The sequence below is a fragment of the Nocardia jiangxiensis NBRC 101359 genome, assembly GCF_000308615.1.
GTDB lineage: Bacteria > Actinomycetota > Actinomycetes > Mycobacteriales > Mycobacteriaceae > Nocardia > Nocardia jiangxiensis.
Genome location: NZ_BAGB01000013.1, coordinates 99,248 through 111,326, shown reverse-complemented (window position 1 = coordinate 111,326; position 12,079 = coordinate 99,248). Strand labels below are relative to the sequence as shown.

The following is a 12,079-nucleotide window of genomic DNA, read 5'->3' as shown; positions in this document are numbered from 1 at the left end:
GCACGGCGATGGAGTCGGCATCGGTCACCTCGTGATGGGTGACGTCGACCGCGGCCTCGGTCGGGCCGTACAGGTTGTGCAGGCGCGCGCCGGTCAGCGCACGCAACTGCTGAGCGATCGGACCGGGCAGCGCCTCGCCGGAGGCGAAGACGTTACGCAGCCGCACCGCCGGGACGTCGCCCGCGATCGCCACGGTCCCACGCTCGTTCGCCAGCGCGGCGACGAACACCGCCAGCATGGACGGCACGAAGTGGGCCACCGTCACGCCCTCGGCCGCGATCAGCTCCGCCAGATACGCCGGATCACGATGCCCGTCGGGCTTCGCGACGACCAGGCGCGCACCGATCTGCAACGGCCAGAAGAACTCCCACACCGACACGTCGAACGTCGACGGCGTCTTCTGCAACACCACATCGTCCGGAGCCAGGCCGTACTGCGCGTGCATCCACACCAGGCGGTTCACGATCGCCCCGTGCGGCACCGCCACACCCTTCGGACGACCCGTCGAACCGGAGGTGAAGATCACGTACGCGATATTCGACGGATGCAGTGGCGCAACGCGATCGGCGTCGGTCAGCGGCGCGGCGGAGAACACCGACAGGTCCAGGTCCTCGACCACCGTCGGCGCACTCGCCCCCGGCCGCGCGCCGGGCAGATCGACGAAATCGGTATCGCTGGTCAGCACGCAGGCCGGACGAGCGGTGTCGAGGATGTACTCGTTGCGCTCGATCGGGTGGTCCGGGTCCAGCGGCAGATACGCGCCACCCGCGGCGCTCACCGCGTAGATGCCGACCACCAGTTCGATCGAACGCCGCATCCCCAGTGCCACAACCGATTCGGGGCCGACACCCTGTTCGACGAGCCAGCGCGCGAGCCGCCGGACACGGTCGGCGAACTCGCCGTAGGACAGAGTTGTCCCCTCGAACGTCAGCGCGGGCGCGTCCGGGGTCCGTGCGGCCTGTGCCTCGAACAGCGAGATCAGGGTGTCCGCGGCGTCGTCCGAGGTGCTCGGCAGCGCCGCGGCGATCTCGAAGTCGGTCTCGTTCCAGCGGCGCAGCACCCGCACCCGCTCGGTGGGGTCGAGCAGTTCCAGATCGCCCACCGCCGCGGACGGATCCGCCACGACGGCCTCGAGTACGCGCACGAACCGGGCGCCGAACGTCCGGGCGAACGCGGAGTCGAAAAGATCTGCGGCATAGACGAGTTCGGCGTCCATCGCGGTGTCCGGACCCTCGCCGCCGACGGTCTCGGACAGGGTCAGCTGCAGATCGAACTTGGCCATCGGCGCATCGGCGCGCAGCTCGGAGACGGTCAGTCCGGGCAGCTCGAGCATGGTCGGGCCCATGTTCTGGAAGGTCAGCATGACCTGGAACAGCGGGTGCCGGCCCTGCGAGCGGGCCGGATCGACCACCTCGACCAGTCGCTCGAACGGCACGCCCGCATGCGCGAACGCACCCAGGTCGCGTTCGCGCACATCGGCCAGCAACTCGGTGAACGCCGCACCCGATTCCACCGGTGTGCGCAGCACCAGCGTGTTGACGACCATGCCGACCAGATCGTCCAGGGCCGCCTCGCCGCGACCGGCGACCGGGATACCGACCGCGATGTCGTCGGTGCCGCTCAGGCGGGCCAGCAGGGCCGCGAACGCGCTGTGCACCACCATGAACAGCGTGCTGCCGTGCGCGCGCGCCACCTCGTTGAGCGCGTCGACGAGATAGCCGGGCACCTGGAACCGGTGCGTTCCGGCCGCGTAGGACGCGATCGGCGGACGCGGGCGGGTGGACAGCCGCAGTTCCTCCGGCAGTCCGGCCAGCGTGGTGCGCCAGTAGTCGAGCTGGGTGGAGACCACCGAGCGCGGATCGTCCTCCGAACCGAGCTGATCGCGTTGCCACAGCGCGTAATCCACGTACTGGATCGGCAGCGGCGTCCACTCCGGGGCCTGGCCCGCATTGCGCGCGACGTAGGCGATCATCAGATCGCGCACCAGCGGGCGCATCGAGAAACCGTCCGCGGCGATGTGATGCGCGACCACCGCGAGCACGTGATCGGTCGGACCACTGCGGAACAGGCGCAGCCGCACCGGCGGCTCGGCCGTGACGTCGAACCCGCGTCCGGCGAATTCGGCGAGCGCGGCATGCAATTCACCGGCGTCGATCACATCGATCAGATCGATGCCCGGGAACGCCTGGGCCGCGGGCAGCACCTGCTGATAGCCGACGCCCTCGTGCGAGGGGTACACGGTGCGCAGCGACTCGTGCCGGGCGACGATATCGGCCACCGCGCCACGCAGCGCGGCCAGATCCAGCTGGCCGCGCAGCTGCACCGCCACCGCGATGTTGTTGGCCGCGGAGTCGGTGTCGAACCGGTTCAGGAACCACATCCGCTGCTGCGCCGGGGACAGCGGCGGACGTTCGGGCCGCGGACGCGCGGTGAGCGCCTGGCGCTCACCGGATCCGGTCTGGGTGCTCACCCGCGCGGCCAGTCCGGCCACGGTCGGGGCCTCGAACAGCGTGCGCACCCCGACCTGCGCATCCAGCGCCGCGCTCAGGCGCGCGGTCACCTGGGTGGCGATCAGCGAGTTGCCGCCCAGGGCGAAGAAATCGTCGTCCGCACCGATCCGCTCGGTGCCCAGCAGCTCCACGAAGATGCCCGCGACCAGCTCCTCGAGCGGTGTCGAGGGGGCACGGAACTCGCGCGTGCTCAGCTCGGGCGCGGGCAGGGCGCGGCGATCGAGCTTGCCGACCGGGGTCAGCGGGATCTCGTCCAGCACCATGATCGAGGTGGGCACCATGTAGCCCGGCAGCCGGTCCGCGACATGGGTCGAGACCGCGGCCACGTCGACCGCGTGCCCCGGCACCGCGCGCACATAGGACACCAGCACGGTGGAGCCGTTCTCGACGGTGTGGCCGAGGGTGACCGCGAAATCGACGTCCGGATGGGCGGTCAGCGTGGCATCGATCTCGCCGAGTTCGATGCGGAAGCCGCGGATCTTCACCTGGAAGTCGTTGCGGCCGACGTATTCCACGACCGGAGTCGCGTCACGGCCGCCGCGCCGCCAGCGCACCACGTCACCGGTGCGGTACAGCCGTTCGCCCGGGCCGCCGTACGGATCGGCCACGAACCGCGCCGCGGTCAGCTCGCTGCGCGCGAAATAGCCTCGGGCCAACTGGATTCCGCCGACGTACAGCTCACCCGCGACCCCCTCGGGCACCGGATGCAGGCGGCTGTCCAGCACCAGGGCGCGCATACCGCGGACCGGACCGCCGATGGTGACCGGATCACCCGGCCGCAGCCGCGCGCTGATGTTGGTGGCGACGGTCGCCTCGGTCGGACCGTAGGCATTGTGGAACCGCCGGTCGGTGCCCGAATCACTCGGCGCGGCAGACCATTTGGCAACCAGATCGGCCGAGACGGCCTCACCGCCGGCGATGATGACCGCCATCCCGGCCAGGGCGGCCGGATCCAGCGAGGCCAGCACCGACGGCGTGATCAGCCCGACCGTGACGCGCTCGCGGGCGATCAGCTCGCCGAGTTCCTCACCGCCGTAGGTGCCCGGCGGCACGACCACCAGGGCGCCCGCCGACCCCACGGCCAGCAGCATCTCCAGCACGGAGGCGTCGAAGGAGGGCGAGGCGAACGCCAGCGCCCGCGAATCACGGTCCAGGCCATAGCGTTCCACCTGCAACGTGCTGAAGTTCGCCAGGCCCGCATGGGTGACCACGACGCCCTTGGGCAGACCGGTGGAACCGGAGGTGTAGATGACGTACGCAATGTTCCCCGGCCGCAGCGGGCTGCGCCGCTCGGCGTCGGTGACCGGCGCGGGCGAGGCGGCCTCGGCGGCGTCGGTCAGCTCCGGATCGTCGAGGGCGAGCCAGCCCGCACCCGTCATCGGCGGCAGCGCGCCGATCTCGCCGAGCAGCGTGATGCCCAGTTGCGCACCGGAATCGGTGATCATATGCGCGATGCGGTCGGCCGGGTACGCCGGGTCGACCGGCAGGTACGCCGCACCCGCGCGGGTCACCGCCCAGATCGCGAGCACCGATTCGACCGAGCGCGGAACCGCCACGGCCACCAGGACTTCCGGGCCCGCGCCGCGCGCGATCAGCACCCGCGCCAGCCGGTTGGCCGCCGCATCCAGTTCGGTGTAGGTCAGCGAGCGGCCGCGGAACACGACCGCCTGGCCGTCCGGGTTGGCCGCCACCGCGGCGGCCATGATCTCCGGCAGCGTGGCCGGCTCGATCGCGACATCGCCACGGCGGGTGAGCAGTTCGGCGCGTTCGGTCTCGGCCAGGATCTCCAGATCCCCCACCGCCAGCTCGGGGCACACGGTGATCTGTTCGAGCAGGCGCATGAAGCGCTCGGCGAACACCGCGATGGTCGGCTCGTCGAACAGGTCGCGGGCGAAGGAGAACTCGCCCAGCATTCCGGCGTTGTCGGCGCCGGTCTCGCGCAGGGTCAGCGCCAGATCGAATTTCGCGGTCTCCACATCGAAATCGACCGTGGTGACCCGCAATCCGGGCAGCTCGAAATTGCGCTCGGGCAGATTCTCGAACGACAGCGCGACCTGGAACAGCGGATGACGCGCCTGCGAGCGGGCCGGGTTGAGCACCTCGACCAGCCGCTCGAACGGCACGTCGGCGTGGGCGAACGCCTGCAGGTCGGTATTGCGCGAGCGGCCGAGCAGATCGGCGAAGCTCACGGTGTCCGGCACCTCGGTCCGCAACACGAGCGTGTTGACGAACATGCCGATCAGATCGTCCAGCGCCGCCTCGCCACGACCGGCCACCGGCGTGCCGATGGCGATGTCCGTGGACCCGGACAGCCGGGCCAGCAGGACTGCCAGCGCACTGTGCATCACCATGAACAGCGACGCGTTGTGCCGACGGCCCAATTCCACCAGCCTGGACTGGATCTCGGGCGAGACGACGAAGGTGTGCGTACCGCCGCGATAGGTGGCCACGGCCGGACGCGGCCGATCCGAGGGCAGCATCAGCTCGTCCGGCAGATCGGCCAGCTCGCGAGTCCAGTAGCGAATCTGGTTGGAGATCAACGAGTTCTGATCGTCCTCCGAGCCGAGCACCTCGCGCTGCCACAGCGCGTAGTCGGCGTACTGCACGGGCAGCCGAGCCCAGGACGGGGGCTCCCAGGTGGTGCGCGCGGCGTAGGCGACCATCACGTCGCGGGCCAGCGGCCCCATCGACCAGCCGTCGGCGGAGATGTGGTGCACCACCATGCCGAGCACGTACTCGGTCTCGCTGACCTCGAAAAGCCTTGCGTGCAAGGGCACTTCGTTGGTCACGTCGAAGGCCATCGAGGCCAGCTCGATCAGGTGCTCGACGATATTGGTCTCGGTCACCGGGATCGGGGTCAGGTCGGGCACGATCTGCGCCGCGTCCAGCACCACCTGTACCGGCGCGCTACCGGTCTCCGGGAACACGGTGCGCAGCGACTCGTGCCGGTCGATCACGTCGATGACCGCGACCTGCAACGCCGCGACGTCCAGCTCACCGGACAGCCGGATGGCCACCGGGATGTTGTTCACCGAGGAGGCGGTGTCGTAGCGGTTCAGGAACCACATCCGCTGCTGTGCCAGCGACAGCGGCACCTGTTCGGGCCGCTCGCGGGCGACCAGCGCCTCGCGACCGCCGTCGCCGACGTGGGATTCGATCCGGGCCGCGAGGGTGGCCACGGTGCTCGCGTCGAACAGCATGCGCACCGGCACCCGGGTGTCCAGCGCGATGCCCAGACGGGAGGCGACCTGCGTGGCGACCAGCGAGTTGCCGCCCAGATCGAAGAAGTCGTCGTCGACGCCGACCCGGGCCAGGCCGAGCACCTCGCCGAAGGTCTGCGCGACGATCTCCTCGATCGGCGTTGTGGGAGCGCGGAATTCGCGCAGTTCGAAGACCGGCGCGGGCAGCGCGCGGCGGTCCAGTTTGCCCGACGCGTTGAGTGGCAGCGCGTCGAGCAGCACCAGCGCCGAGGGGACCATGTAGCCGGGCAGCGCCTCGGTCAGTTCGGCACGCACGGCCTCGGTGTCGACCTCGTGGCCGGGCGCGGCGACGAGATATCCGACGAGCTGATCACCCAGATGACCGTCCGAGCGCACCACCGCGACGGCCTGCGCGACCGCGTCGATGGCCGTCAGCGCGGATTCGACCTCACCGAGTTCGATGCGCAGACCGCGCAGCTTGACCTGGAAGTCGGTGCGGCCCAGGTACTCCAGCTCACCCGCGAGGGTCCACTTGACCAGGTCGCCGGTGCGGTACATGCGCTCACCGGCCGCACCGTCCGCGAACGGGTCGGCCACGAAGCGGTCCACGGTCAGATCGGGCCGGGCCACGTACGCGCGCGCGAGCTGCGCGCCCGCGAGATACAGCTCACCCGCGACACCCACCGGAACCGGCCGCAGCCGCGAATCCAGAACGTAGACAGCGGTATTGAACACCGGACGACCGATCGGCACCGATACCGTATCGAGTTCGTTCACCTCGTGATAGGTGACGTCGACCGCGGCCTCGGTCGGGCCGTACAGGTTGTGCAGGCGCGCGCCGGTCAGCTCGATCAGCCGCTGCGCGGTCACCGCGGGCAGCGCCTCACCGGAGGCGAACACCTGCCGCAGGCCGAGTCCGGCCAGTTCGTCGGTCGGGGCGGCGCCGATCTCGGCCACGAACATCGCGAGCATGGACGGCACGAAGTGCGCCGTGGTGACCTGCTCGCCGGTGATCAGCCGCATCAGATACGCCGGGTCGCGGTGCCCGTCGGGCTTGGCGACCACCAGCCGGGCCCCGATCTGCAAGGGCCAGAAGAACTCCCACACCGACACATCGAAGGTGGCCGGGGTCTTCTGCACGACGACGTCGGTGCTGTCCAGGTGGTATTCGTGCTGCATCCACAGCAGCCGGTTCACGATCGCCCCGTGCGGCACCGCCACACCCTTCGGACGACCCGTCGAACCGGAGGTGAAGATCACGTACGCGATATTCGACGGACGCAGCGGTGCGAGCCGATCGTCGTCGGTCAGCGGCATATCGGAGTAGTCCGACAGGTCGAGCCGGTCGATCTCCAGCACCGCGACATCGGTACCGCTCTCGAACTCGTCCTCGACCGTGCTGAGCACACACACCGGACGCGCGGTATCGAGCACGTAGCGGGTGCGTTCGGCCGGATGGTCGGGATCCAGCGGAACGTACGCGCCACCGGCGACGGTCACCGCGTACATACCGACGACCAGATCGATCGAGCGCCGCATCCCCAGCGCCACCAGCGAATCCGGGCCGACGCCCAGCTCGGTCAGATGCCGGGCCAGGCGGTACACCCGGGCGGCGAACTCGCCGTAGGTCAGCGTCGTCCGCTCGAAGGTCAGCGCCGCAGCGTCGGGGGTGCGTTCGGCCTGCCGGATGAACAGCGAGGCCAGCGTGGCCGTATCCGGCACCGGGGCGGCGGTGGCGTTGCGCTCGCGCAGGACCAGGGTGCGCTCGGCGTTGTCGAGCAGTTCGATATCGCCGATCGGACGTGCCGGATCGGAGACGACGGCGTGCAGCGTCCGCAGGAAGCGATCGGCGAAGGCGGCGACGGTGCTCGCGTCGAACAGATCCGTGGCATAGGAGATCACCGCGGACACCCCGGCCGGGGAGCCGTCCGCGCCGCGCTGCTCGGTCAGGGTCCACTGCAGGTCGAATTTGGCGATGTCGACGTCGAGTTCGTCAGCGGTCACGGTGAGCCCGGCCATCTCCATGGTGGCGTGCGAGAGCTCCTGGAACGAGAGCATCACCTGGAACAGCGGATGCCTCGCCTGCGAGCGGGCCGGGTTGAGCACCTCGACCAACCGCTCGAACGGGACGTCGGCGTGCGCGAATCCGGCCAGGTCGGTTTCCCTGGTGCGGGAGAGCAGTTCGGTGAAGGTCTCACCGCTGTCGATCTGCGAGCGCAGCACGAGGGTGTTGACGAACATGCCGATCAGATCGTCCAGAGCCTGTTCGCCACGGCCCGCGATCGGGGTGCCGATCGCGATGTCCTCGGTGCCCGACAGCCGGGCCAGCAGCACCGCCAGCGCGCCGTGCAGCACCATGAACAGCGAAACACCCTGCGCGCGAGCCAATCTCGACAGCAGGATGTGCAGGTCCGGATCGATCTCGAACGTCACCCGGCTGCCGTGGAAGCTCTGCACCGGCGGCCGGGGGCGATCGGTCGGCAGATCCAGCTGATCGGGCAGGCCCGCCAGAGCGCCCTGCCAGTAGGCGATTTCGCGGGCGGCCATCGAATCCGGATCGTCCTCGGAGCCGAGCACCTCGCGCTGCCACACGCTGAAGTCGGTGTACTGCACCGGAAGCGGCGACCAGGCGGGCGGCTCCCCCGCCGCGCGCGCCAGATAGGCGGCGGTCACATCGCGTGCCAGCGGGCCGAACGAGAAACCGTCCGCGGCGATGTGGTGCACCACGAAGGCCATCGCGTAATCGGTGCCGGGCGCACTGGACCCGCCCGAAACCTTGTAGACCCGCACCCGGATCGGCAGCTCGCGCGTCACATCGAAGCCGGTGGAGGCGAATTCGGCCAGCGCGGCGGCCAAACTGGCCTCCGCGATCGGCAGCACCGCGATGCCGAGATCGATCTCCTCGACGGGCAGCACCTGCTGAGTACCGCCGCCCTCGGAAGATTCGGGGAACAGCGTGCGCAGCGACTGCTGGCGCGTCATCACGTCCAACAGCGCCGCGGTCAGCGCATCGATGTCGACCGAGCCGCGCAACCGCACCACGAACGGCAGGTTGTAGGTCGGGACCGTCGGATCGAACTGGTTGATGAACCACATCCGCTGCTGGGCCAGCGACAGCGGCACCGGCTCGCCGTTCTCCCCGGTGTGCTGGGCGACCAGCGGCGGTCTGGAAATCTGTGCGGGCGTTGCGGATTCGGCACGCGCGGCGATGGCCGCCACGGTGGGCGTCTCGAACAGCGCCCGCACACCCAGGGTGATGCCGAAGGCCGCGGAGATGCGCGAGACCACCTGGGTGGCGACCAGCGAGTTGCCGCCCAGCTCGAAGAAGTCGTCGTCGATGCCGACCCGATCCTGGCTCAGCACATCGGCGAAGATCCCCGCGACGATCTCCTCGGCCTGGGTGCGCGGGGACCGATATCCTGCCGCGTCCGCGCTGAACACCGGCTCCGGCAACGCTTTTCGGTCCAGCTTGCCGGAGGTGTTGAGCGGGAAGGCGTCCAGCACCATGATCGCAGCGGGCACCATGTAGGCGGGCAGCTGCTCGGCGGCGAACCTGCTCAGCTCCACCGGGTCGATCGAAAGTCCCGGCGCGGCAACGACATAGGCCACCAGCTGCTGACCGGTGGCGGTATCGGCCACCAGCACCACGGCCTGGCTCACCGCCGGGTGCGCCAGCAGATCGGTCTCGATCTCACCCAGTTCGATGCGCTGGCCGCGGAACTTCACCTGGAAGTCGGTGCGGCCGATGTACTCCAGCTCGCCCCCGACGTTCCAGCGCACCAGGTCACCGGTGCGGTACATCCGGTCACCGGGCAGGCCGTAGGGATTCGCGACGAACCGGTCCGAGGTCAGATCGGCCCGGCCGCGGTACCCCCGCGCCAGCTGCCGACCACCCAGGTACAACTCGCCCGGCGCATCGATCGCGACCGGGCGCAGCCGCGAATCCAGCACGTACACTTCGACATTCCACTCGGGCACACCGATCGGCACGACGGTGGTGTCGGCTTCGGTCGCGGTCCGGTGGGTGACCGAGACCGCGGCCTCGGTGGGGCCGTAGAGGTTGTGCAGACCGGCGGCGCAGATCGCCCGGAAGCCCGCCGCGGTCTCCGGCGGCAGCGCCTCACCGATGACGAAAACCGCACGCAGCGTGGCACAGTCGTCGCGGGAGGCGGAGGCGACGAAGACGGTCAGCATCGAGGGCACGAAGTCGGTGATCGTGACCCCGTGGCGGCGGATCATCTCCGCGACGTACACCGGATCGCGATGTCCGTCCGGTGTGGCGACGACCAGCTTCGCACCGGACAGCAGCGGCAGGAAGTAACCCCACAGCGAGACGTCGAAGGTGGTGGCGGTCTTCTGCAGATAGACGTCGGCGGCGGTGAAACCGTACTGCTCGAGCATCCACAGCTGCTGGTTGACGATCGCCCGGTGGGTGACCGCGACGCCCTTGGGGCGACCCGTGGAACCGGAGGTGTAGATGACGTACGCGGTATTCGAATCACGCAGCGGCGCAAGCCGATCCGCATCGGCGATCGGATCGGCGGAGTACTTCGACACGTCCAGGGTGTCGATCTGCACCTGCCGCACCGACTCCGGCAGCTCCACCTCGTCGCCCGAGACGGTCAACACGCAGACCGGTGCCGCGGAGTCCAGGATGTACGCGGTGCGCTCGGCCGGGTGATCGGGATCGATCGGCACGTACGCGCCACCGGCCTGCAGGACCGCGTGCATGCCGACCACCAGATCCAGCGAGCGCCGCATACCAAGGGCCACAAGCGATTCCGGACCGACGCCGTCGGCGATCAGATGCCGGGCGAGCCGGTTGACCCGGGCGGCGAACTCGGCGTAGGTGAGCGTGTCACCCTCGTAGTCGAGCGCGACGTTCGAAGGGGTACGCCGCATCTGCGCGTCCAGCAGTGCCGCGAGCGTCGTCTCGGGGACCTCGTGGGTGGACTCGTTCCACTCGACCAGAGTCCGGTCCAGCTCGGCCGCGGTGGTGATCGGCAGCGCCCACACCTGCTGGTCGGCCGCGGCCGCCAGAAACCGGTCGAAGAATTCCAGGAAACGCGAATGATGCTGTTGCGCTTCGTCTTCCGAATACAGGTTCGGGTTGGTCTCGAAGTCGATGCGGGAGCGCGCACCGCCCTCGGTCTGATAGAAGTTGACGCCCAGATCCTCGATGGATCCGGTCGAGAGCACATGCAGCTGCCCGACCAGCTCGCCCAGGGCGAGTTCGTCCTGGAACAGCATGATGTTGACCCACGGCCCGAAGAACTCCTTCGTGACCGCGCCTGTCCCGCCCGCGCTGTCGCGGCGGATGTCCTCGTGCCGGTAGCGCTGATGCCGCAGCGCGCCGGAGACCTCCACGGTCACCGAGCGCAGCAGATCCGCGACCGTGGTCTCGTGGCCGACGTGCAGACGCAGCGGCACGATATTCGAGGTCACACCGCCCGAGCGGCGCATCAGCGCGGTGGTGCGCGCGGTCACCGGCAGGCTCAGGATGACGTCCTCGGCGCCGTTCCACTGCGCCAGATAGGCCGCGAATCCCGCGATGAGCAGGGCCGCGGGCGAGGAGTCGTAACCGCGCACGGCCGCATCCAGCAGCTCGTTGCGCTCGTCGCTCAACGCCTCGGACACCACGCCGTTCAGCGGTGCGGGCGGGGCCGAGCGGCCGGTCAGGCTCGTGCCCTCCTCGAGTCCGGCCACCCGCTGCGCCCAGTGTTCCTTGTCGGACCGGAAGCGCGTGCTGTCCCGGTAGGCGAATTCGGATTCGACCAGTGAGCGCAGATCCGCGGCCTTGGCGGGCTTGGGCTCGGCCCCGGCGAGGTACGCGGTGTACAGCTCGGCGATGCGCTTCTGATTCGTCATCGCGCCGAAGCCGTCCAGTGCGATGTGGTGGGCGCGGGAGTACCAGAACCAGTGGTCGTCGGCGAGCTGCAGGGCTGCGACGGCGACGAGTCGTTCGGTGGTCGGATTCAGCGGGCGGCTGTACTCCGCGCGCATCCAGGCGTGCGCGGCGGCTTCGGGGTCGGCCTCGTCGCGCAGGTCGACGTAGGTGACCTTGTCGTGGTCGGCGATGGAGTGGTCGATCCACTGCAGGGGCTCGCCGTCACGTTCGACGATGCGCAGGAAGCCCGAACCGAGCTCGCGGGAGGCATCGATGCTGGCTCGCTCGAGCACGTCGACGTCCAGGTCGCCGTGCAGGTCGACGTACTGGGCGATGGTGATCGGCACCTGCGGGTCCAGGTGCTGGGCATACCAGATGCCCAGCTGCGCCGGCGACAACGGGAAGAGCGCCTCCCCGGAGTCCGGCGCTGCCGCGATCTCGCTGCCAGCTTCGCCGTTCCCGCCGAAATCCCGCCGGTCCAA

Annotated in this window: 1 protein-coding gene (only partly in view); it reads right to left on the bottom strand. The window is 69.5% G+C overall.

What is annotated here, in order from left to right; genetic code table 11:
• Nucleotides 1-12,079: the start of a non-ribosomal peptide synthase/polyketide synthase gene (locus ON40_RS05105; protein ID WP_040818993.1), read on the bottom strand. Its footprint begins 38,141 nt before the window's first position; 12,079 of the gene's 50,220 nt are visible here — the first part of the coding sequence; its start codon is at nucleotides 12,077-12,079; its stop codon lies beyond the left edge, outside the window.